Genomic DNA, 21,738 nt, shown 5'->3' on the forward strand with positions numbered 1-21,738 from the left:
GTCGGATTCCTGGGCTTAGCGGGCGCCGGCCTGCTGGAGCTTGGCTTCAAGCTCCTTCCAGCTCAGTGAACCGACATTGCTGCCATTGATGACGAAGGTGGGGGTGCCGGTGACGTTGTACTGCTCGCTGGCCTTCTGCGTCTGATCCGCGAAAGCCTTCGCCTTGGCGGTGTCCGCGAGACAGGCTGCGGCCTGGTCGCGGGCGATCCCGCGTGAGGCGAAGAATTCCGTCATGCCCGCCACATCGGCAATGGCGCCGAGCTGCTGGTCCTTGGGCAGGGCATCCAGCTGCGCCAGGCGCTCCTTGCTGGCCGCCTGCATGTTCTCGAACAGCTTGGGCTGCCAGGCCCAGAACTGCTCGCTCAGGGGAATGACGGCTTCGGTCGCGCCGCAGGTCGTGAGCAGGGATGCCGGGATATCCAGGGCATTCAGCATGAAGTAGCGCAGCTCGTAGCTGACGCGGCCGCTGGAGATGTACGTCTGGCGCAGGGGTTCTGCGCTTTCCTTGGAGAACTCGGCGCAGTGCGAGCAGCTGAGGGCTGCGAATTCGATCAGCTTGATCGGCGCCTGCGGGTTGCCGACGCGATAGCCGCCCTCGGCGGTCTTTTCGACCACATCGGTCCAGGACTTGCCGGCCGGAGCGTCAACCCTGGCGACCGGCTCCCCGGAGGTGGGAGCGGCCGCTTCGTCGCTCTTGCCGCAGGCGGCAAGGCCGAGGGCCAGGGGCGCGACAAGCAGGCCGAGCGTGATGGAGCGGAAGCGGGTGCGGGTCATCGGCAGGCGAATCCTTTGCATGGACGTGACGCGGGGCTAGCCCATAGGGGCTGGAAAACGAAGCGTGGAACAGGCGGTTTGGGCCGGGTCTTCCACAGCCGCAAGGACGATCAGATGTTCCCGGCGCGCAGCTCGGCCTGCTTGTCGACGATTGCCTTGGACACCGTCTGCCAGTCGTGGCCGTCAAGAAGCTGCCCGTTAAGCGTGAAGCTCGGCGTGCCTTCCAGCCCCAGCGCCTGAACTTCGGCCTGCTGCTTCTTGATCCGCTCAAGCATCACCTTGTCCGTCAGGCACTGGTCGGTCTGAGCGCGGGTGAGGCCCCAGGCGCCGGTCTGATCATAGAAGCCCAGGTCCCCGGCGATCGCGCGCATCCGTGCCGCAAACTCACCCTGGTACCAGCGCTGCTGCTGCTCGCGGGTGGTGGCCTGGGCCTTGGCGAGCCACTTGTCCTGTGACGCGAAGAAGGCGCTGTGGCGCACGAAGAACCGGGCAGGATCACCGCAGTTCGTCAGCATCGCAACGGTGAGGTCTACGGGATTGCGCACGAAGTTCGTGACGGTAACGGAGATCTGGCCCTTGGGCACCATGGCCATGCGCAGGACCGGATCCGCCTCCTTGTGGAAGTGTGCGCAATGGGGGCACGTGTAGCTGACGAACTCCACCAGCTTGATCGGCGCTTCGGGGTTGCCGAGTCGGTGGCTGCCGTCCGCCGTCATTGCCGTGGTGCGCGCCCAGCTGCCGCCGGAAGGGGACTTTGCCGGAGCTGTGCTCTTCGGGGCTGCAGCCATGCTCAGGACGGCGCAGGCTGTGATGGCTGCCAGACGAAACGCGATCTTCTTCATCACTGGTCTTCCTGGTTCTCTCTGGCGGTCATGCTGCGGGCCAGCGATTCGAGCACGGCCCGAAGCTCCGGGTCGCCGATGTCGCGAAGCGATTCGCCCAGTTCAAAGGGCACCGGCTTGAGCGACGGCGGGGCCGAAGGGCGGGGCCGAGCACCCGGCCCCATGCCGGACGGGGTCTTAACCTCGCCTTGCCGGAGCTTCACGCGGGCGACGGCATTGTAGCCGAAGAAGCGGTTCACCCGCTCCACGATTTCCGGGATCACGTGCTGGATCACGGGCGCATGCGCGGGGACCACCACGAGCTGAAGGATGCCGTCGCTCTTCTCGCCGGGCGGGAAGCGGATCGATTCCGGAGCGCAGACCCGGGCGTGGCGCGTGCCGACGATCTCGGGCCAGCGGGAGACCACGCTGGATTGCACGAAGCCGAAGCGGCGAAACGCGGTGCGGCCCACTTCGGGCATGAGGTCGGCGATCTGCCGCGCCGGCCCGCCGCGAGCGCGCTCGAACGGTTTCAGCCGCGGCTTGCGCGCTTTCAATTCATTCGGTTGTTTGCCGCTATTCCGTTCCATTGCCGGCGATCCAATGCCATAGCAACGGCATGGACGCCAGTTCGGATACTGCAATCGCAACGCTGCTGCTTGACTGGTACGACATCCATGCCCGCTCGCTTCCCTGGCGTGCGCCACCGGGTACGCCCGCCCCCGATCCTTACCGCGTCTGGCTTTCGGAGGTGATGCTTCAGCAAACCACGGTGGCCGCGGTGAAGGACTACTTTGCCGCATTCACAACCCGTTGGCCGGACGTGGCGGCGCTTGCCTCTGCTCCTGACGAAGATGTCATGGCAGCCTGGGCCGGGCTGGGGTACTACGCCCGGGCCCGCAATCTCCTCGCCTGCGCGCGCGAAGTGGCTGCCAGTGGAGGACGCTTCCCCGATACGGAGGAGGGGCTGAGGGCCTTGCCCGGGCTTGGCGCTTATACCGCCGCTGCCGTGGCTGCGATCGCCTTCGGACGGCGGGCCGTCGTTGTGGACGCCAATGTGGAACGCGTTGTCAGCCGCTTGTCCGCCATCGACACGCCCATCCCGGCGGCGCGGCCGCTGATCCGGCAGAAAGCCGATGCCATCACGCCTGATGGCCGGTCCGGCGACTTCGCGCAGGCCATGATGGATCTTGGCGCCACCGTCTGTACCCCCCGCAATCCGCGCTGCCTGCTGTGCCCGCTTGCGGCCGGATGCGCTGCGCGAACGATGGGAGACCCCGGGCGCTATCCGGTGAAGGCGCCGAAGACGAGCAAGCCGGTGCGGCAGGGACGCGCTTTCTGGATCGAGCGCGACTGCGGGGCGGCAGGAACCGAGGTATGGCTGGTGCGAAGACCCGCGACCGGGATGCTGGGCGGCATGAGGGCCTTGCCGGACGACGGCTGGAACGCGCGCGCGGACGGAAGTGGCGGGGAGCCGCTGAAGGGCTTGTGGCGGACCGCTGGCAGGGTCGGCCACGTGTTCTCGCACTTTGCCCTCGAACTCGAGGTGGCCCTTCATTGCGGTACGCGCGTGCAGGCCATGGGCGAGGGCGAGTGGTGGCCCCTCGAGCGGTTGGACGAGGCGGGATTGCCTACGGTATTTGCGAAGGCGGCGCGGTTGGCGCTGGGTCAGAAGGAGGACGCATGATCGAGCGCATGAAGGCAGCGGTGGACCGCCGCATGATCTTGCGAATGGCGGCTCAGGCCGGCTTCGGTGCGGGCCTTGTGGCCGTCCTGCCGCGACTTGCCGACGCGCTGGAGAGGCCGGACATGCTGGCCGGGGTGCGCGCCGTGGTCGAGCGCTGGGTGGGGCCGGGGAAGTTTCCGGGCATGGTGGCATCGCTGGGGCTGCCCGGGCGCGCGACGGAGTTCGTCGCGCGGGGCGCGGAAGGCTTCACCGACGCCGACGCGATCACGCCCGACAGTCTGTTTCGCATCTATTCCATGACGAAGCCGGTCACCGCGATGGCGGCGATGCAACTGATCGACGAGGGTCGGATGGGCCTGGATCAGCCCCTTCATGAGGTTCTGCCGGCCTTCCGGCACATGATGGTGCAGGACACGTACGACGGCTCCGTCACCGCGCTTCATCCGGCGCCCCGCCCGATCACGATGCGCCACCTGCTGACGCACACCTCCGGGCTCGGCTACACCATCATCCAGCGAGGTCCGATCAAGGCGCTGATGGAGAGCAAGGGTCTCGTCCCGGGGCAGGTCAGCCGCATGGCCGTGCCCAGCCTGTTCAGCCAGGCCGCGGTTGTGGGGTTGGACCGCTTCGCCCAGGCCCTGTCCGAGGTTCCTCTCGTCGCCGATCCGGGCACGCAGTGGATCTATTCGATGAGCCTCGACCTCATGGGCCGGGTGATCGAGGTGGTCGCGGGCAAGCCCTTCGACCAGTACCTCGACGAGACGCTGTTCAGGCCGGCGGGCATGACGAGCACCTGGTTCCAGGTGCCCGCTGCCGAAGCCCATCGCCTTACGACGAACTATGGCGCCGCTGGCAAGGTGCTCGTGCCGATCGATGAGGCCAGCAACTCCATCTATCTCGACAAGCCGGCTTTCCCCTTCGGCGGCGCGGGGCTGGTCAGCACCCCGCGCGACTACGACCGATTCCTGCGCATGCTGGCGCAGCGCGGAACCATCGACGGCGTGCGCGTCCTTGGCGAAAAAGCGGTGACCGTGGGTACAGCGAACATGCTGCCCGAGGGCGTGTTGATGCCCGCGACCTTTGGCGGTCCAAGCGGCTTCGGCGCCGGTGGCCGCGTCGGTCACGGGGCTGAAGCGGGTGTCTTTGGCTGGTCGGGAGCGGCCGGGACCGTCGGCATGGTCGACATGATCCACGGTTTGCGATCACAGCTGTTCGTGCAGTTCATGCCGCCCAACGCGTTCGACCTGCTGCCCGAATTCCAGAAGGCCCTGAGAGCCGACATCGTCGCGCTTCTGGAGAGACGCTGACGTGCTTCGTACCCCGACGACCCCCATTGCCTTTGCAGGTTCACATATCGATCGCGCCGATCACGTGCGCGCCGATCCCGAAGCCATCGCGGGGCTGATGGGCCCACGTGCGCGGCTTCTGAAGCTTGACGGGCTCGACCCCGTGATGACGGCCAGTGGCGGTCTTGCCTGGGGCACCCTTGCCGATGTCGGCCCCGGAGCGGAACTGGTGTTCCTCGGGCTGGATGGGGATGCGGCCTGCTTTGTGCAGGTGCCGGCCCCTGATCCGGAGGGCAGCCCTCATGCTGGCCCGGCAAGCTGGAATGCCATGAACGTGCTCGATCCAGGCGAACTGGCGGCCTATGGCGGAGCGCGGGCGCTGGTCGGTTGGCATTCGCGGCACCGGTTCTGTGCGGTCTGCGGCCACCCCACCGTCCTTGCCAAGGGCGGCTGGCAGCGCACCTGCACCCGATGCGGGGCCGAGCACTTCCCGCGGGTCGATCCGGTCACGATCATGACCGTCGAATACGACGGGAAGCTGCTGCTGGGTCGCCAGCCGCGCTTTCCGGCGGGGCGCTACTCCGCCCTCGCCGGCTTCGTGGAGCCGGGCGAAACCATCGAGGAAGCGGTTGCGCGCGAGGTATTCGAGGAGGCCGGCGTGAGGGTCCGGGACGTGGCCTATGTGGCCAGCCAGCCCTGGCCGTTCCCGTCCTCATTGATGATCGGGTGCCACGCCTTTGCGGACGATCCGGCCATCACCATCGATGTAACGGAGCTTGAGGACGTCCGCTGGTTCACGCGGGACGATGTGATCGATGCGCTTGAAGCGGTGGAAAACGGAGAGGTCGGCCGCGCTTTTGGCGCCCCGCCGCGCCATGCCGTGGCCCATGCCCTGCTTCGCTGGTGGGTCGCGCAGGGGAGACCCTGATCCGGCCAGATCAGACCAGCCCGAGCCGCGCCAGTTCGCGTGCGAGCTTGGGCGGCATCGCGTCCCCGGCGGTCTCGCCGTCCGCAAGGTCGCGCGGGGCGTCCTCCTCCGTGAGATAGCGCCAGCCTTGATGCGCCCGCTTGGGTTTTGTGACGACAGGAACCAGCCGGGGCTCAAGCCGGATGTGCCAGCGGCCGTCAGGCCTCTGTTCGAAGCCGATGATGGGGGAGCGGCCGATCAGCGCGTGCTCGAAGATCCAGTACAGCGAACCGCCGATCATCTCTTCGTGGCGCTTGGGAAGATAGCGCGTGGTCATCAGCGCTTCGTCCGGATGGCTCTCCAACCAGGTGCGAAGGGAAGCAGGACTTTCGGCGGAAAACGCGATCTTGGTCATGTGGAGCGGCATGGCCGCTAGATAGGATCGGGAGTGCGGTCAGGCCAGACCCGTCAGCACCGCCAGGCCGAGGAAGGAGAAGAAGCCCATCGTGTCGGTGGCGGTGGTCACGAAGACGGCGGAGGAGACGGCCGGATCGACGTTGAACTTGTCCAGCGTGACGGGCACAAGGATGCCCATCAATCCCGCGATGAGGTTGTTTATGACCATGGCGGAGGCGATGACCGCACCCAGCAGCGGGTTCCCGAAGATCAGCCATGTTCCCACCCCGATGAGCAGGCCCAGCGCCGTGCCGTTGGCCACCGCGATCCGCAGTTCGCGCAAAATCATGCGCACCGTGTTGGATTCGGTGAGCTGGTTTGTGGCGATAGCGCGCACGGCAACCGCGAGGGTCTGCGTACCGGCATTGCCGCCCATTCCTGAAACGATCGGCATAAGGACGGCGAGCAGGGCGAACCGGGCGATGGCACCCTGGAACAGCCCGACGACGGAAGCCGCCAGCATCGCCGTCGCCAGGTTGACGACCAGCCATGTGAGGCGGGCGCGGACGGTCAGCAGGATCGGCTCGTTGATGTCACCATCGCCTGCGCCCGACAGCAGCAGTGCGTCCTCCCCCGCTTCCTCCTGAATGATGTGGACGATGTCATCGACGGTGATCTGGCCGATGAGCCGCCCCGATGCGTCCACCACCGCAGCCGAGATCAGGGCGTACTTCTGGAACCGCAGCGCCACCTCTTCCTGGTCCATCGCCGCCGGGATCAGGGTCTGATCGCGGGCCATGACGTCGTAGAGCGGGATATGGCGCGGGGTGCGCAGGATCCAGGACAGGGAGCAGGTGCCGATAGGACGGTGCATCGGGTCGACGATGAACACCTCCCAGAACTCGGTCGGCAATTCGCGGTGTTCGCGCAGGAAATCGATGAGATCTCCGACCGTCATCGATTCGTGCACTGCCACGAAGTCGCGGCTCATCAGGCGGCCGGCGGACTCCTCTGGATAAGCCAGCGCTGATTCGATCGCGGCCCGGTCCTCGGGCTCCATCTCGGCGAGGACGGCCTGCTGGTCTTCCTCGTCGAGGTCTTCCAGCATCGCGACGGCATCATCCGTGTCGAGCTGTTCGGCGATGTCGGCGATGACATCGGCCGGTAGCGCTTCGACGAGAAGCTCGCGAACCCAATCGTTGAGTTCGGCGATGACTTCCACACCCATGAGATCGCGGATCGCGCGGGCGAGTGTGAGGCGCTCGCGCTCGTCCACCAGCTCGAAGAGATCGGCGATGTCGGCGGGGTGGAGCGGTTCTACAAGGTCGTAGACACGGTCGGCGTCTTCCTGATCGAGCGCTTCCTTGACGCTGCGCACGAACTCCGGCTTGAGCCGGTTGTCCTCATCCAGGCTCTCCGACTCCGCCGCTTCGGCGCGCGCGGATTCCTCCTCGCCGGCCTGCTCTTCGTCCTTGAGATCCGCTTCGCTCATGAAGGCGGTCTACGCGGCTGTTCCTCAATTGCAACCGATGGTGCAAGCCGCTGCACGAGTTTCCCCGAGCCGTGATGACCAGCCTGCCGAAGCGGCGCTGATTCGCGTCGAACGGGAGGATGGTACGTGTCGGTTCAGGGCGTCGCGGCGTGACATTGGCGCGCCATGGCTTATATCGGGGCCCAAGCCGACCGGCGCCCCGGTGCCGGCTATAGGAGACAGGTAATGGCTGATGAATTCCTCACCCTCACGCTCGACACCGGCAACGGCGGTGGCGGCGACGTCAAGATCAAGCTGCGCCCCGACCTCGCCCCCGGGCATGTCGAACGCATCAAGGAGCTGACCAACGAGGGCTTCTACGATGGCATCAAGTTCCACCGCGTGATCCCCGGCTTCATGGCGCAGGGCGGCTGCCCCAACGGCACCGGCATGGGTGGCTCCAGCAAGCCTGACCTCCAGGCCGAATTCAACGCCGAGCCCCACGTGCGCGGCGTGTGCTCGATGGCGCGCACCAGCTACCCGCACTCGGCCAACAGCCAGTTCTTCATCTGCTTCGACGACGCGACGTTCCTCGACAAGCAGTACACCGTCTGGGGCCAGGTCGTCGAAGGCATGGACCACGTGGACGCGCTGCCCAAGGGTGAGCCGCCGCGCGAGCCGGGCAAGATCGTCAAGGCGACCATCAGCGAAGGCTGATCGGCGCTGACGAGATCCGGGAAAAGGGCGGCCCTGCGGGGACCGCCCTTTTTTCATGGGCATCCTTCGGGAGGGCGGGACGTTTCCCATGTGTCAGAACACAACATGGTGGATGCTTGAAACGCCTTGTCCCTCTCAGCCTCTCCTGCTTCATCCTGCTTGCATCCTGTGGCCGAACCGAAGAGCCGCGGCCGGGGCAGTCGAGGAGGGCCGATACCCTGACCTTCGCGGACGCGCCCGGGGGCGGAGAGACCGAAGCGGCCGACAGCCTGCCGATGCGCGCTCAGGTCGCCCTCGACCGGATGGGTTTTTCGCCGGGCGTCATCGATGGAGCGCAGAGCCCGCTCTACAGCATGGCCCTGCGTGGTTTCCAGGAGGCGCGCGGCCTTCCTGTCACCGGCACGCTCGATGCCGTCACGCAGGAAGCCCTATTCAAGGGGCAGGGCAGCACCGCCACGAGCCTTGTGATCATTCCCGATGCATTCGCGAAGGGAGTGTTGGTGCCGAAGCTTCAGGCAGGTGTCGCCGAGCAGGCCCCGAGTGAGCAACCTGGCCACCGCTCACTCACCGAGGCGCTGGCCGAAAGGTTTCATACGACGCCTGAAACGCTGGTCGCCCTCAACGGTCGTGGCACTCGCATCGGCGCGGGCAGTATCGTCCGTGTACCGGCCATCGCCAAGGTGGCGCCCGCTGCGGCTGAAGAGGACGGACGCGGGTGGATGGAGACACTTCAGAAACTGGGCGTCGCGGCCGCGCAGCCACAGGCGGCGCGTGTGGTGGTCCACACCTCGGAGCGCTACCTGCGAGCATACGATGCGCGAGGCACGCTTATCGCCCAGTTCCCGATTACGACCGGGAGTGCACATGATCCGCTTCCTACCCAAGGCAGGAGCAAACAGCCTGGGGAAGAGGAGATACACCTGGCGGCGGGGCCGAATGGCCCGGTCGGTGTGGTTCGGATGGACCTGCCGGGGGAGCATCACAGTATCCACGGGGCAGCGGACCCGCAGGCCATCGCTCGCCGCGAAGGTCACGGATGCGTGCGGTTGACGAACTGGGACGCTGCACGCCTCGCGCAGATGGTTCACACGGATACGGAGGTGATCTTTCAGGCCTGACGCGCCGGGGCGACTCCGTCATGGGACGGACGGAACATCCCGCCCTTGTCCCGGTGGAGCAAGGATCCTAGCCGGGCTCATCCGCTGAAGAATGCATGAAAGCCCGTTGATGAAATTCCACCTTATCCTCCTTGTAAGCGCTCTTGCCACGGTGGCCGCCACGCCGGCGGCCGCCACGATCACCGCCGATGCCAATGTCGCGCGTTCCGAAGGCAGCTGGGGCGGTGAACTCGCCGTGGGTATGCCGGTGATCGAGGATGGCGGCTTCGCCATTACGCCGGGTGTAGGCGTATTCTTCCACAAGCGCGATCACGACGGCTACTTCGAGGACGATTCACAGTGCTTCCGTCGCTCCGACGGCGAGCGGGTCGGCGACGGGCATTGCGACGATTCGGGAACGAAGATCTTCGGCAAGGTGGAGGCGACCTATCGCCTGCCGATGGCGCTTGCCTTCGGTGTGGGCGCGCGGTTCATCGGAAATGACCTTCGCGCCTACGGAACGGCGGCAATGCCGTTAGTTCCGTTCATCGACGGAAAGGTCAACATCGGCGACAACTACCTGGCGGCTGGCGTCCAGGCCCGTTTCTGACAGGGTTATCCGGGATCGGTCGCCTTCGTGGTGCGAGCCGGACGCAAGGCATGCAGCAATGCTCGAAGCTGATCATCGCGCGGCGGCTTCCCGGCCGTGAGCAGCCGTAACAGGCCTGGCGCGCCAAGGCGCAGCGCCAGCAACGCCGCCAGGCCAGCTGCAATCACGATCAGCGGGGAAGCGAGGAACGCGGCTGTCGTCATAGGCCCCTGTGCCGCTTCGGCCTCCGGCGCCAGAAGGCGCCGGATCAGGCCGATGATCAGGGGATGTGAGCAGAAAACGAAGAAGATCGCCGGTTCGAGCAGCAACAGCGGCCGCGCGTGCTCTCCCCGCCGCACGATCTCTGCGGCGAGGCACCAGAAGGCTACCGCTCCGGCGGCTCGCTGCACGATGAGCCGAAACGCGGCGAGCGGGGTTCCCTCGTCCACGATCATGCTGCCGGGCGCGATGAACGGCAGCGTCGCGATCAGGACAAGGGCGGTCACCGCGATCGCAAGGCAGGGGCGCCGGTAGTCCTCTATCGCACGGGCTGACCACTGCCGGTCTCCCAGTCCCAGCCCGATCGCGTAGAACAATGGAATTGCGCTCGACAGGAAGATGCGCCCGTCCAGATCCATGACGGCGTTCGCCAGGAGCGCCGCCATCAGCATCCACGGCGCCAGGCGCAGACCGACGCGGAGCGCGGTCGCCAGCAGGCTGCACAGGAACACGTCGCGCAGGAAGTAGAGGGGGATGACGCGAGGATAGCCGTCGAACCCCAGGAGGAGGCGCGGCAGATCGCTTGCGTGCGGAATGGCTGTGGTCGGGGCGAAGGTGATGTCCTTCGCAAGGGCCATCGCGTTCCACGCCAGCAGCGGCACCAGAAGGGTCATCGTCTTGCGGCCAAGAGTGCGCTGGAAAGATCGCTCCTGAGAGAGCCGCGCCGCCAGAAAGCCCGAGATTATGCTGAGGAGGGGAACGCTCGAACGACCCACGACCTCCCGCACGAACCAGACGATGAGGTCGTGCACATCGGGCTTTGCCGTCAGCGCAGTGCCGTAGGGCGGCACGTGGACGTAGATAACGCAAGCGATGCAGAGCACACGGGCCACGGCAATCGTTTGTGACGTGGTCTTGTTCATCGTCGTCAACGCACCGGATCCCCCCAGGCCGAACAGCCTCATTCAATGGAGGAAGTGTATCAGATGCCGTGAGAGATGCTGCCGCACCTGCATCCACGCCGGAGCAATCGAGCCTCGCGAGACATGGACCGGAGGCGCTCGGTCCGCGAAACGGCGCGTTGGTTCAGGAAGGAGGGCAGGCTACCCGACTCAGGGGCTCAGATCTGGATGCAGCCCGGGTGCGTCAGCTGTCCAGCAGGTCGAGGTAGGCGACGACGTCGTTGTCAGTGGCGATAAACAGACCATCCTGCACATCCTCGCTCTGCCGGGCAGCGATCGCCATCGCTTCGGACAGGGCGCCGTAGAACAGCGTGTTGACGGCGCCGCCCTCAGCCCCGCCGTCCAGATGATAAAGGCGCACGCTGGCCTCCTGATAAGTTGACCGCATCAGTCCTTCTCGAGCCTTGCGCCGTCAAGGGTGCGTTCGGACCGCGCGCGTTCAGCTTCGAGCCGCTCCCGCTCACCCTTCGAGCGGCCATGCCTTGCCCGGTTCGCATCGGCCTCGGCCCGGTGTGCCGCCCGTTCACGCACCTTTCGTGCCATCCGCAGGTTTATGATCTCGGCCATACGTCGCCGATACGCGATTCGGCCGCCTGGTGGAAGGATACCTGTGCGACACCGCCTGTGGTTGCGTAGGTCTAGGCCTCTTCCGGCCTGGTCGTGACCCCGAGGTCCGGCAAGGCGACGGAGCGCTTGCCTGAAAAGTCCGTCCGCACGACGATCAGCCCGTCCTTCTCCAGATAGTCGAGCAGCCGTTGCACCCGGCGGGGGGAACTGGTGCCGTAGATGCGGGCAAGATCCATGTCGTCCGGGCAGGGTTTGCCGTCCATCGCGGCTCTGGCGATGACGTAGAACGGCGCCAGGGCGTCGTCGGGCACATGCTTGGACAGATTGATCAGGTCTTCCCAACGGGGATCGTCCGGGTTTTCGATGCCGGCAAGCGCCGCTGCGAAGCCACGGCGGAACATGGTGGCGTCAAGGCCCCGGACTGAAATGCCCTTCATGCGGCAGCGTATGGTGAAGTCCTGGAACAGCGTGGTCGAGGACTGGAAGGTGCAGTCATCCTCCTCGGCCATGGCGTTCATGATTTCGATCATGGCCGCACGGCTTTCCTCCGCTCCCGGCTCGTTCCGCTCTCTCTCCCGCTCACGTTCGCGGGCCTGGGCGGTTGTCGGTTCCAGCAGCTCGTTCGCGGCAATCCGGCGCGCCAGCGTCTCCGCATCATCCACGCGGGGGGCGGGGCGATGAAATTCGGTCCGTTCCGGTTCGACATGAAGGTTGTCGTAAAGAAGCTCCCGCAGTTCCTCGGTCGTGGCAGTGGGCAGCGGGGCCAGCCCCGGCGTGACCGACTTGGCGCCGGTCTTGACGGCACCGATGTTGACGGACACCGGTTTTCGCGAGATCGCAGGCCCGAGGCCCAGGAACTGCCCCCGGGCAAGATCGCGGATCGTTTCCGCCTGCCGCCGCTCCATCCCCAGCAGGTCAGCCGCGCGCACCATGTCGATGTCAAGGAAAGTGCGGCCCATCAGGAAGTTGCTGGCTTCCGCCGCCACGTTCTTCGCCAGCTTGGCAAGGCGCTGGGTGGCGATCACGCCTGCCAGCCCGCGCTTGCGGCCACGGCACATCAGATTGGTCATCGCGGCAAGGCTGACGCGGCGTGCCTCCTCCGACACCTCGCCTGCCGCAGCCGGTGCAAACATCTGCGCTTCATCGACGACGACAAGCGCGGGATACCACTGTTCGCGAGGCGCATCGAACAGGGCGTTGAGGAACTGCGCCGCGCATTTCATCTGCTGGTCAATTTCCAGCTCGTCGAGCGCCAGGACGACCGATGCCCTGTGCTGCCGGATGCGGGCCCCCAGCCGGGCGATCTCCGCTTCGCCATAGGCCGAACCGTCTATCACGACGTGGCCGAACTCCTCCGCCAGCGACACGAAATCGCCTTCCGGGTCGATTACGACCTGCTGGACGATGGAGGCGCTTTCCTCAAGCAGGCGGCGCAACAGGTGCGACTTGCCGGACCCGGAATTGCCCTGGACAAGCAGGCGGGTCGCAAGAAGTTCCTTGATGTCGATTTCGACCGGTTCGCCGCGCGGGGCGGTGCCGATAAGGATGTTGGCGCTCACGCGGAGGCTCCTGCCAAAGCCACGGGGGGCAGGGCAAGCAACCCCGATGCTTTATCCAGAGGTTGCGTTGGAGGCGCAGCGCGCTGGCTCGCCCCGGGCGGTGGACTGGTGGGCGTGAAGAGCGCTGAGCGCTTGGCGCCATGGTGACGGCAAGGCAACCGGCCGACGGTCCTCCCTGCCGACGTAGACATGGGTGAAGTGGCCTTCCGCAGCCGCGTACTCCTCGTTCTGCACGAACAGGCCGAGATGATAGGTCACGCTGCTGGTGCCGAGGGACGCCACCGCCAGCCCCACCTTAAGCGTCTGCGGGAAGTGGACCGGCGCGGCATAGCGGCAGCCCGTTTCCACGACGAGCCCGATCGGATCGCCGGCATGAACGTCGAGCAAACCCTGTTCGATCAGCCAGGTGTTCACTGCCGTGTCGAAGAAGGCGTAGTAGATGACGTTGTTCACGTGGCCATAGGCATCGTTGTCGTGCCATCGCGTCGTGATCGGTACGAAGGTGCGGTAAGCGGCACGCGGGCGCAGCGGGATACGGCTCATCCGGCTGGAGTAGGTGTTGCCGGCCCGCCTTTCCAGTGCTTCACTTGTGGACACTGAAAAGGGTCATGGGTTAGCCGCGCGGTTCTGCTGCAAGGGGAGCCTGTGAATGGATTATGCGAAGTACAATGCGGGCGCGCGGGCCCTGCACTGGATCACCGCCGTGATCATCGTCGCAAACCTTGCTGGCGGGTTGCTCAAGGAAAGCTTGAGCGATGTCGTCCCGATCATGCCGGTGCACAAGGCGACAGGCGTGACGGTGCTTGCGCTGTCCCTGATCCGGCTCGGCTGGCGACTGACCTGGCGGGCGCCTGCCTATCCCGCCACGATGGGGCGGCTCGAGAGGGGGCTCGCCCACAGCGTCCACGGGCTGCTGTACCTCCTCATGATAGCCATGCCTCTGAGCGGCTGGATCATGTCGTCGGGTGGCAAGTACCCGATCTCCTGGTTCGGCCTGTTCGAATGGCCCAAGCTGCCTGTCCCACGGGGCAGCGTGCTGCAGGAATTTGGCGCACAGTTCCACGAGACGGCGGGTTGGCTGATGCTTGCGCTTGTTCTGGGGCATGTGGCTGCAGCCCTTCGCCATCATTTCATCCTCAAGGACGGCGTTCTGCGGCGGATGCTTTGAGCCGGGGTGGCGGTCCGTGCAGCGGCTGCGCAGGAGTGGGCGAAAAGAAAATGCCTTTTTTCGAAAATAATCTTCACGAGCCGCTTGCTAGATCCCAATCCCCTTGCTAATGGCGCGCTCCTGCCACGGGGCGGATGCAAATCCTTCCCCGTTGATTTAGCGGTCGTGGCGGAATTGGTAGACGCGCAACGTTGAGGTCGTTGTGGGCGAAAGCCCGTGGAAGTTCGAGTCTTCTCGACCGCACCAGGCAGTTTCTGAATAGCATTGATCATTGCCTTCGGGCACCCGGCCTGTGCGAACGCGCGCAGTTCTGCCGGTTTTCGGCGTTGGTTTGCGGCTGCTGGACACCCTGATTTACTCGGTATGGGTATGAGTCTGAGGGTGTCAGGCGCAGTCTTTGGGCATGACGGGCGGGGCTGCGGGGTGTTTTCTGCGAACCGGGAGCGCTGTGTGTAGGTATCAGCGCGGTGGCGGCGTGCATCATGCCGCATTCGGATCTGATCACCTCCCCCCCAACGGTCGGTGCGGCAAACGCGCTGGCCGTCTTCGGGAGCAGGTCAGTGTCGGATCCGCTGGACCGTCACTGTGCAGGTCGGCTCGATCATCACCCGCACTTGGAAATAGCCGGAACTTGCGCGGGTTCACACCTGGAAGCATGATCGTCAGATCGTGCCCCTCTGCTCCGCGCCGGTCGCGTGGTGCTCCGGGATGATGAGTGAGACACGAAGTCCCGGCTGTGCCGCAACCAGCTCAAGCGTCGCACCATGCGCGTGCGCAATGGCGGCAACCATGCTCAGGCCCAGCCCTTCGCCGGGAACGGCCGATGCCTTCGCAGCGCGGTAGAATTGCTCGGTCACGCGCGCGGCGTCTTCGTCAGCGATTCCGGGGCCATCGTCACGGACGCTCAGGACCAGCCCCCCGGCCTCTCGCATGGCGGAAATCTCTACGCGGCACCCTGCGCCGGCATGCTTCAGGGCATTGTCGAGGAGGTTCGACAACGCCTGGAAGACAAGATCGAGGTCCAGATCGGCAACAAGGGGGCGCCGGGCCGAGACAATGAGATTTGTCCCGATCCGCTCTGCCTCGGGCTGGTAGAACTCGAACAGGTCCTCCAGCAACTGGACGACGTCCGTGCGTTGCAGGTGAAGAGGATGACGCCCGTTCTCCAGGCGCGAGATCCGCATGAGCGCGGAAAGGATCTGCTGCAGCCGGTTGGCCTCGACGATGGCGTCTCCTGCCGCAAGCCGCGCCGGCGAGGCATCAGGCGCCAGGTGCTCCAACGCTTCGAGCCGACCGATCAGCCGGGCAAGAGGGGTTCTCAGTTCGTGAGCCGCGTTGTCCGACACGCGCTGCACGGCCTGAAAGAGGGTCTGGATGCGGTGCAGCATCATGTTCAGCGTTTCGCCGAGCCGGTCGAAATCGTCTGCCGTGCCACGAACGTGGACGCGGCCGGTGAGATCTCCCTCCATCACCTGACGGACCGTCACCGTCAGGGCTTCGATGCGCCGGCCGATGGCGCGGCTCATCAGCCAACCGCCGCCAAGCCCCAGAAGCAACGTGACACCCAGGATCCACACGGCGGCCGTGCGTAGGATCTCGCCTTCGTTGATCAGTTCTTCCACGTCGCGGCCGACCAGGAGGCGGGCGCCATTCGGGAGACGAATGTCCCGGACCAGCGCCGTGTGATCGATCTCCACCCCGTCCGCGAAGGCATCGGCTTCGATGAACAACAGGTCCCGGCGCGGTTGCAGCGGCCAGCTGGGAAGGTTGGCGGCGACCGTTCGCCCTTCCGGCGTCAGCAACGCGTGAAAGGCCATGGGGCCGTCCAGGCGAGCGGCCCGGCGTTCGAGCGCGGCGGCCAGCGGGGGCAGGTCACCCCGGCCATAGGCGGTTTGCAACTGCTCGGCCTCGCGCTCCAGCCTGCCGCGCACCTCGTCCATGGGGACCGTGACCCGCAGCCAGTAACCCGTGCCGACCAGGAGTGCGACCGACAGGCAGAACAGCCCGGCATAGATCAAGGCCAGACGGAACGAGAAGCTGCGGAGAAGCCGCCTCATGCCCCGCGCATCATGTAGCCGACGCCCCGGACGGTGTGGATCAGCTCCGCTTCGTTGTCCTCGGAAATCTTCTGGCGCAGCTTGCTGATGTGCTGGTCAATGATGTTGGTCTGGGGGTCGAAATTGTAGTCCCACACATTCTCGAGCAGCATCGTGCGGGTGACGACGCGCCCGGCGTTGCGTGCCAGATAGGCGACGATCCTCAGCTCCCGCAGAGTGAGCGCTATGCGTCTTCCTGCGCGGGTGACCGAGTGAGCGGCCAGATCGATCTCGAGGTCCGCAACCCGCAGGAGGCTGGTGGTCTCGGCCACGGGCGCGTTGCGGCGGGCAAGGGTTTCCAGCCGCGCCAAGAGTTCGGACATGGCGAAAGGCTTTGCCATGTAGTCGTCCCCGCCGCCCCGCAGACCGCGCACTCGTTCATCCACATCCCCCAGAGCACTGAGGATGAGCACGGGCGTCGCATCGTCCGTCGCCCGCAGCGCCGCGAGGATCTTGAGGCCATCGAGGGTCGGCAGCATGCGATCGAGGATGATTGCATCGTAGCATTCGCATGTCGCGCGGACGAGAGCGTCGCGCCCGTCCGCGCAGTGTTCCACCACGTGCCCGGCCTCCCGAACGCCGGCCATGATGTGCGCGGCAAGGGCGGCGTCGTCCTCGACTAGAAGTATATGCATCAGGCGGCATCCATAACCCGGAGCTGTTCCGGCGTCGAGTTTTGGCCCGCCGGGGCAACGGCTAATCATCACATGGGCAAATCTACATGATGCGCCCACTCTGCAAACATTTCGGTTCGGCAAGGGGCGCCGGATGTCCGCGACCAGTTCCGCTTTTCAATCCCGTCCTGTTCATGTGCTTGCCATCGGAGGCGTTCATCAGCTGGGGCATATCCTGCCTGTGGCCTGCGAGTTGGAGCGGCGGCACCCCGGCTGCGTGCGGCTTTTCGTATCCACCGACGCAGAGGCGCAGGCGGCGCGGCAGCAGGCAGGTGGCGAGCCGCTGCCCGAGGTGGTGGTCATGGATCTGCCCGCCGGCGCCGCGCTCCTGCCCAAAGGCATGCACAAGAGCGCTCGGCTGATAGCCTGGGCCGGGAGGGTGCGGAGCGCCGCCGTAATCCTCTGCGCCGAGCGCACATCCACGCTTCTGAAACGGCTTTCGGGTGCCTGTCCGCCGATCCTTCACATTCCCCATGGCGCGGGCGACCGTGCGGTGGGGTTCGAGGATCGTTTCCGCCTGTTCGAGCACGTCATGGTCGCAGGCCACAAGGATCGGGACCGGCTGGTCGAGAGCGGCGTCGTGCCGCCGGAGAAGTGTACGGTGACCGGCCCCATCAAACTTTCCACCGTCCTTGCCCGTGCCGCAGAGCGTCCGCCGCTGTTCCGGAACGAGCGCCGCACGATCCTTTACAATCCGCATTTCTCGTCCGCTCATTCCTCCATCCACGCTTTCGGAGAAAAGCTGGTCGATGCGGTGGTCGCCGACGGACGCTACAACCTGATCGTGGCGCCTCATGTCCGGCTGGCGCGCACGTGGTCCGCCGCCAGACGACGCCACTGGCAATCCCTTGCCGTGCCTGGGCAGGTCGAAGTGGACCTCGGCTCCATGCGTTGCAATGACATGAGTTACACCCTCGGCGCCGACCTGTACGTCGGGGACGTCAGCAGCCAGGTCTACGAGTTCCTCGTCTATCCGCGGCCCTGCCTGTTCGTCGATGCCCATGCCGTCGCCTGGCGGAACAGTGAAGACTACGCGATGTGGCACTTCGGCGACGTGGTCACCCCGCAGGAGGATCCGATCGCCGCCATCGACCGCGCCTTCGCCTGCCATGCCGCCTATGTCGGCTGGCAGCGCGAGCGCATGGCCAGTGCGATGGAAGGTCTATCCTGGCTTCCGGGTGGCGCGCCGACCTTCCAGCACGCGAAGCCCGTCCAGGCCGCAGCCGACGTGGTTGAGCGCTTTGCCGGGCTGGGCACGCCGGTGATGAGCGCGGCCGCCTAGCGCGAGCGTCGAGGGGGGACGGAGTCGCACCCGCGCGCGGGCGAGCGGTTCAGCACGGCGCTGCGGCGTTCAAGGTGGCGAAGAGGGACGTAGCCGTCCTGCCGGGCGAGCGCCCGCAGATGCTGTACCTTGAGCAGGAGAACCATGGCGCCTGTCACGGCGATGCACGCCTGCCAGCGCTGCGCGTCTGCGATGCCGCTGGAAGCGGCGCCGATGCATTCCAGCAGGGTGACGAACAGCGCAAGGAAGCCAAGCCCATCGCCGGCCCTCAGGCGCGGCATGGCCATCAGCAGGATCACGCCGCAAATGAGGGTCCAGCACGCCGCCGTCGACACCGCCCATTCCAGATGGACGACGCCGCAGGCCAGAATGGCGGCCGCCATCGGCAGGATGGCTCTTGCGGCGGTGACCAGATGATGGGCGGTGGGATTGGGTGACCTCATGCGTCAACGAATAAGGGGGAATGCTGAAGATTGCGTTTCGGGTCGCAGTTTCGGAGGTCGCTGACGCGGAGGGCCGCGCAGGCGCCGAATGCCGCCAAGCTGTAGGTGGCCATGTGTTGTCGCGAGACCTGCGAGTTCGAGAGGTGGAGAGAGGCCGACACCCTCATCTCCTGCGCGGCTCGACGCTTTCGGACCGCCGTGGTAGGCTTGGAACGTTTTCAGGAGTGTTCGGGTTGTTTCTACGGCGAGGAATGACGAAAGCGGTTGAATATGTCCCAGGGTGAATTCACGGACGAGGGAGCGGGCGGGCTGCGCTCCTCCGCTGCTCCTGCGTCGCCCGAACGGCTGTCGCGCCACTCGGCAGCGATCGGCGGCAAGCCGATCGTGTGGAAGTGGTGGGTGCTGGCCGCAGCCGTCAGCCTCGGGATCTGGGTGGCGATAGTCGGTCTCGTCGTCTGACGAAGAACTCCGGTCGGGGGCAGTTGCGCCGAAAGGGCCTGCTCTATCCGTTGGATCCACGCTTCGGGCGTTAAGGCGAGGGAGCGCGTCTTGTAGAACGCTGCCCGGCTCATCGCGCGTGTCGTGGCATCGCAGGTGGCGAGGCGTCGGATCGCATCGGCAAAGGCTGCGGTATCGCGGGGATCCACGGCGAGTCCGGCGCCGCATCGCACCAGGTCCGGTGCCAGCAGCGCCGTATCCGCGAGCAGCACGGGCAACCCGCTCCAGGCCGCTTCCATCGCCACAAGTCCGAAGGGTTCAGGGTAGCGGCTGGGCATGACCAGCAGCCGGGCCGCGTTGGCGATCGCCCGGATCTCCTCCGGGCTGCGCCGTCCAAGGAGTTGCGCCCTCGGATGGCGCGCTCGGATTTTCGCGGCAAGCGGGCCCTCGCCAACGATCGTCAGCGGCGCCCCTGCCAGCGCGGCGGCTTCGGCCGCCAGATCGGGCCCTTTCGTTTCCTCCAGGCGGCCAACGAATAGCACCGCCCTGTTGCTCTCCGCCTTGATCCGTTCGCTCGAGAACGGGGTGACGGGATTGGGTAGCGCGGTGATCGCACCCGATGGGATGCCACCTCGGATAAGGTAGGGCCGCATGGCTTCGTGAATGGCGAGGATCGGCGGCGATGAGGGCGCATCGAACGCGTGGTGCTGGAGAAGATGGCGCACGCTGCGCCAGATCTTCTGCGCCGATCCATCCCGATCGCACGGCGTGGTGAGACACGCTCGGCTCAACGGGGCATGGGGACAGACTGCGCCTGACTTCATCGAGGCGAAGGCGCCGTTCGGACAGGCGAGGAAGAAGTCGTGCGCCGAGAGAACGAGGCGTCCGCGAACTGGCTCAAGGGCGCTGAATACGGAAGGCGAGAGTATCTGAGACCAGCCGTGAAGGTGATAGACCGTGCGGCCTGTATCATTGGCGTCGATCCAGTTGCGCACCATGGCCTGTGCCGCCCGGTTCCAGAGCCCCGTCACCGCTCCGCGCAGTCGGCCGCGCGCAAGCAGGCGCTCATGTCCCAGCGCGACGATCTCCACGCCCGCCCGATCCAGACGCGGGCTGCAACCCTCATCCCCCGTGATGAAGGTCACCTGGTGACCGCGCGCGGCGAGAGCGCAGGCCGCATCGACGGCGAGCTTGCTGGCACCGCCCTTGGGGTCGCTGAGATCGTTGATCTGGACGATGCGTTCGATCATCGGCGGGCCAGCGCTCGTTCCGCCAGGATGGTTTGCAGGCTGGCGGCGAGGCCCGCGACCTGTGCCTGCGCGCGTGCGATGAGCGGCCGGGGGTCAAAAGGATCGGCCAGCGCGGCAAGGATGCGTTCTCCCGCTTCCCGGCCACTGACGCGGGCGGGGTCCAGCATGTGAGCGCTTCGGCCCGACATGTCGAAGAAGCTGTCGAGCTTGGGATCCCAGCGCAAGCCGACGGCGGGAACACCGAAGGAAAACGCCGCGATGCAGGCGTGCATCCTGTGGCCGATGATGCCGTCGCACCCCGAGACGAAAGTGGTCAGCGCTGCAGGATCGTCGAAGCTGCGGCTGAGAGTGACCGGACCTTTCGCGCGGCGGATCCACTCCTCGAACCGGCGGTAGAGGTATCCTCTGTCCTCAGGGCTGCCGTTGGTGAACAGCGCAACCTCGAAGCCGTGGGCCACGAGGGACTGCAGGGCCGCAGGATACCATGCTTCCAGATTAGCCGCAGACGCACGGGTGCTATGATAGCGAACCGCGAGAGGGTCGGTCACGCAAAGGCCGATTTTGCGGCTTCCCTTCCGGCGGAGGGCAACAGGAAAATGAAGGCTCGCCAGCACTCCCGGATCGACCACGACATCGGGTAGCGGTGCCGTCGTCCCCCGAAAGTGCGAGGACCAGGTTTCGCGCGACTTCTCGTCCCGGACGGAGGCGGCCACGATCGCTGTGCGACCGAGCGCCCCGCCGAACAACCTGGCGGCGGGGCGTGACCACGTGCGCGCCACGCCAACGGCGAAGACGGCGACGGGGACGCTCTTGCGGGACGCTTCGCCAAGCGCGCCCCAGATCTTCACCGGAAAATTGAGATCGGCGTCCGTGAAGAGATTGCCGCCGCCCACGACGACGGCCTCGGCACCCCGGAGAGCCCGGCGATAGTGTGCGCGAAGCCGGAAGGCGAGGAGCAGGTGCAGCATGGCTCCGGCCAGCAGGCGGCGTAGCGATGCCGGGCACCGTTCAAGCAGGGCGAGTACGGCGCCGCGTGCCGGCCCATGGACGAGGGGATAGTGCCTTCGGCCTGCGAGATCGACGGAAACGACGTCACAGCCGGGCAACGCGCGGCCCAGTTCGCGCTCAAGGCACTCGCTCAGCAGGCCGTCGCCGAGATTCGGACTGTATTTGACGTTGAAGAGGACCACCCGCCGCGGAACCGGCAAGGACCTGCCCCTTGGCAGAGTCCTTTCGGCAGCGTCTGGCAGGGAAGTCATGCTCAAGGCGGCTCCATGGCGTGGACGGTTGCCGCGATGCCGTAGATGCTGCGGGATGGCGCTTAAGTAACAGAAG

Annotated in this window: 23 protein-coding genes and 1 tRNA gene; 9 read left to right on the forward strand and 15 right to left on the reverse strand. The window is 65.9% G+C overall.

Annotated features, from left to right (window positions below):
- Positions 1 to 15 precede the first annotated feature (15 nt).
- From QOL62_RS10315 to QOL62_RS10325, 3 genes are all read right to left on the reverse strand, one after another.
- Complete coding sequence (locus tag QOL62_RS10315) at positions 16 to 795, reverse strand: thioredoxin domain-containing protein (protein WP_283406160.1); 780 nt, start codon at positions 793 to 795, stop codon at positions 16 to 18.
- A gap of 89 nt (positions 796 to 884) precedes the next feature.
- On the reverse strand, positions 885 to 1,616 hold the full coding sequence (locus QOL62_RS10320; protein ID WP_283406161.1) for a thioredoxin domain-containing protein: 732 nt from the start codon (positions 1,614 to 1,616) through the stop codon (positions 885 to 887).
- The gene (locus QOL62_RS10325) at positions 1,616 to 2,185 is read right to left on the reverse strand and encodes a DUF721 domain-containing protein (RefSeq protein ID WP_283406246.1); all 570 of its coding nucleotides are present in this window, start codon (positions 2,183 to 2,185) and stop codon (positions 1,616 to 1,618) included. Before QOL62_RS10325 ends, QOL62_RS10320 begins: the two co-directional genes overlap by 1 nt.
- A 29-nt stretch (positions 2,186 to 2,214) precedes the next feature.
- Between QOL62_RS10325 and QOL62_RS10330 the strand changes: the two genes are divergently transcribed.
- Genes QOL62_RS10330 through nudC form a run of 3 tightly spaced genes read left to right on the forward strand, consistent with a single transcriptional unit; the run spans position 2,215 to position 5,496 of the window.
- Positions 2,215 to 3,282, forward strand: coding sequence for an A/G-specific adenine glycosylase (locus QOL62_RS10330; protein ID WP_283406162.1), 1,068 nt, complete (start codon positions 2,215 to 2,217; stop codon positions 3,280 to 3,282).
- On the forward strand, positions 3,279 to 4,589 hold the full coding sequence (locus QOL62_RS10335; protein ID WP_283406163.1) for a serine hydrolase domain-containing protein: 1,311 nt from the start codon (positions 3,279 to 3,281) through the stop codon (positions 4,587 to 4,589). The genes QOL62_RS10330 and QOL62_RS10335 overlap by 4 nt, the downstream gene beginning before the upstream one ends.
- 1 nt (position 4,590) lies before the next feature.
- Complete coding sequence (gene nudC, locus QOL62_RS10340) at positions 4,591 to 5,496, forward strand: NAD(+) diphosphatase (protein WP_283406164.1); 906 nt, start codon at positions 4,591 to 4,593, stop codon at positions 5,494 to 5,496.
- Positions 5,497 to 5,506: 10 nt separating this feature from the next.
- Here the strand turns inward: nudC and QOL62_RS10345 are convergent, their stop codons facing one another.
- Together QOL62_RS10345 and mgtE are read right to left on the reverse strand one after the other, a co-directional pair.
- Positions 5,507 to 5,902 (reverse strand): DUF1489 family protein, encoded by a 396-nt coding sequence (locus QOL62_RS10345; RefSeq protein WP_283406165.1) that lies wholly within the window; start codon positions 5,900 to 5,902, stop codon positions 5,507 to 5,509.
- 27 nt (positions 5,903 to 5,929) lie between these two features.
- Complete coding sequence (mgtE, locus tag QOL62_RS10350; RefSeq protein WP_283406166.1) at positions 5,930 to 7,363, reverse strand: magnesium transporter; 1,434 nt, start codon at positions 7,361 to 7,363, stop codon at positions 5,930 to 5,932.
- 225 nt (positions 7,364 to 7,588) lie between these two features.
- On the opposite strand from mgtE, the gene QOL62_RS10355 reads away from it, so the two are divergent.
- The 3 genes from QOL62_RS10355 (at position 7,589) to QOL62_RS10365 (ending at position 9,766) form a co-directional block, all read left to right on the forward strand.
- A complete protein-coding gene (locus QOL62_RS10355; protein ID WP_103728079.1) occupies positions 7,589 to 8,059 on the forward strand; it encodes a peptidylprolyl isomerase in 471 nt (156 codons plus the stop codon).
- A gap of 116 nt (positions 8,060 to 8,175) precedes the next feature.
- Positions 8,176 to 9,177: a L,D-transpeptidase family protein gene (locus tag QOL62_RS10360; protein ID WP_283406167.1), complete on the forward strand. Its 1,002-nt coding sequence runs from the start codon at positions 8,176 to 8,178 to the stop codon at positions 9,175 to 9,177.
- A 109-nt stretch (positions 9,178 to 9,286) separates the two neighbouring features.
- Complete coding sequence (locus tag QOL62_RS10365; protein ID WP_283406168.1) at positions 9,287 to 9,766, forward strand: hypothetical protein; 480 nt, start codon at positions 9,287 to 9,289, stop codon at positions 9,764 to 9,766.
- Between the two features lie 5 nt (positions 9,767 to 9,771).
- On the opposite strand, the gene QOL62_RS10370 is transcribed toward QOL62_RS10365, so the two are convergent.
- The 5 genes from QOL62_RS10370 to QOL62_RS10390 form a co-directional block, all read right to left on the reverse strand.
- Entirely contained in the window at positions 9,772 to 10,929 is a 1,158-nt protein-coding gene (locus tag QOL62_RS10370; protein ID WP_283406169.1) for an acyltransferase family protein, read from the reverse strand.
- Between the two features lie 181 nt (positions 10,930 to 11,110).
- Positions 11,111 to 11,314 (reverse strand): hypothetical protein, encoded by a 204-nt coding sequence (locus QOL62_RS10375; RefSeq protein WP_103728082.1) that lies wholly within the window; start codon positions 11,312 to 11,314, stop codon positions 11,111 to 11,113.
- The gene (locus QOL62_RS10380; protein ID WP_283406170.1) at positions 11,314 to 11,493 is read right to left on the reverse strand and encodes a DUF4169 family protein; all 180 of its coding nucleotides are present in this window, start codon (positions 11,491 to 11,493) and stop codon (positions 11,314 to 11,316) included. Before QOL62_RS10380 ends, QOL62_RS10375 begins: the two co-directional genes overlap by 1 nt.
- Positions 11,494 to 11,564: 71 nt before the next feature.
- A complete protein-coding gene (locus QOL62_RS10385) occupies positions 11,565 to 13,052 on the reverse strand; it encodes a helicase HerA domain-containing protein (RefSeq protein ID WP_283406171.1) in 1,488 nt (495 codons plus the stop codon).
- A gap of 51 nt (positions 13,053 to 13,103) precedes the next feature.
- Complete coding sequence (locus QOL62_RS10390) at positions 13,104 to 13,595, reverse strand: acyl-CoA thioesterase (protein ID WP_283406172.1); 492 nt, start codon at positions 13,593 to 13,595, stop codon at positions 13,104 to 13,106.
- A 106-nt stretch (positions 13,596 to 13,701) separates the two neighbouring features.
- On the opposite strand from QOL62_RS10390, the gene QOL62_RS10395 reads away from it, so the two are divergent.
- The gene (locus QOL62_RS10395; RefSeq protein WP_283406173.1) at positions 13,702 to 14,220 is read left to right on the forward strand and encodes a cytochrome b; all 519 of its coding nucleotides are present in this window, start codon (positions 13,702 to 13,704) and stop codon (positions 14,218 to 14,220) included.
- Positions 14,221 to 14,379: 159 nt separating this feature from the next.
- Positions 14,380 to 14,466 (forward strand) — tRNA-Leu (locus QOL62_RS10400).
- 416 nt (positions 14,467 to 14,882) lie between these two features.
- Here the strand turns inward: QOL62_RS10400 and QOL62_RS10405 are convergent.
- Together QOL62_RS10405 and QOL62_RS10410 are read right to left on the reverse strand one after the other, a co-directional pair.
- Positions 14,883 to 16,277: a sensor histidine kinase gene (locus QOL62_RS10405; RefSeq protein WP_283406174.1), complete on the reverse strand. Its 1,395-nt coding sequence runs from the start codon at positions 16,275 to 16,277 to the stop codon at positions 14,883 to 14,885.
- Positions 16,274 to 16,951 carry a response regulator transcription factor gene (locus QOL62_RS10410; RefSeq protein ID WP_283406175.1) on the reverse strand — a complete coding sequence of 226 codons (678 nt, stop codon included), beginning with the start codon at positions 16,949 to 16,951 and terminating at the stop codon, positions 16,274 to 16,276. The genes QOL62_RS10405 and QOL62_RS10410 overlap by 4 nt, the downstream gene beginning before the upstream one ends.
- A gap of 175 nt (positions 16,952 to 17,126) precedes the next feature.
- Between QOL62_RS10410 and QOL62_RS10415 the strand changes: the two genes are divergently transcribed.
- Complete coding sequence (locus tag QOL62_RS10415; protein WP_283406176.1) at positions 17,127 to 18,272, forward strand: glycosyl transferase; 1,146 nt, start codon at positions 17,127 to 17,129, stop codon at positions 18,270 to 18,272.
- Here the strand turns inward: QOL62_RS10415 and QOL62_RS10420 are convergent.
- From QOL62_RS10420 to QOL62_RS10430, 3 genes are all read right to left on the reverse strand, one after another.
- Positions 18,269 to 18,715 (reverse strand): hypothetical protein, encoded by a 447-nt coding sequence (locus QOL62_RS10420; protein WP_283406177.1) that lies wholly within the window; start codon positions 18,713 to 18,715, stop codon positions 18,269 to 18,271. The genes QOL62_RS10415 and QOL62_RS10420 overlap by 4 nt on opposite strands.
- A 239-nt stretch (positions 18,716 to 18,954) precedes the next feature.
- Positions 18,955 to 20,403 carry a glycosyltransferase family 4 protein gene (locus tag QOL62_RS10425; RefSeq protein ID WP_283406178.1) on the reverse strand — a complete coding sequence of 483 codons (1,449 nt, stop codon included), beginning with the start codon at positions 20,401 to 20,403 and terminating at the stop codon, positions 18,955 to 18,957.
- Positions 20,400 to 21,611, reverse strand: a complete 1,212-nt coding sequence (locus QOL62_RS10430; protein WP_283406179.1) for a polysaccharide pyruvyl transferase family protein — start codon at positions 21,609 to 21,611, stop codon at positions 20,400 to 20,402. The genes QOL62_RS10425 and QOL62_RS10430 overlap by 4 nt, the downstream gene beginning before the upstream one ends.
- Positions 21,612 to 21,738: the final 127 nt, after the last annotated feature.

Origin of the sequence: Novosphingobium panipatense (assembly GCF_900182875.1) — a bacterium.
Classification (GTDB): domain Bacteria; phylum Pseudomonadota; class Alphaproteobacteria; order Sphingomonadales; family Sphingomonadaceae; genus Novosphingobium; species Novosphingobium panipatense.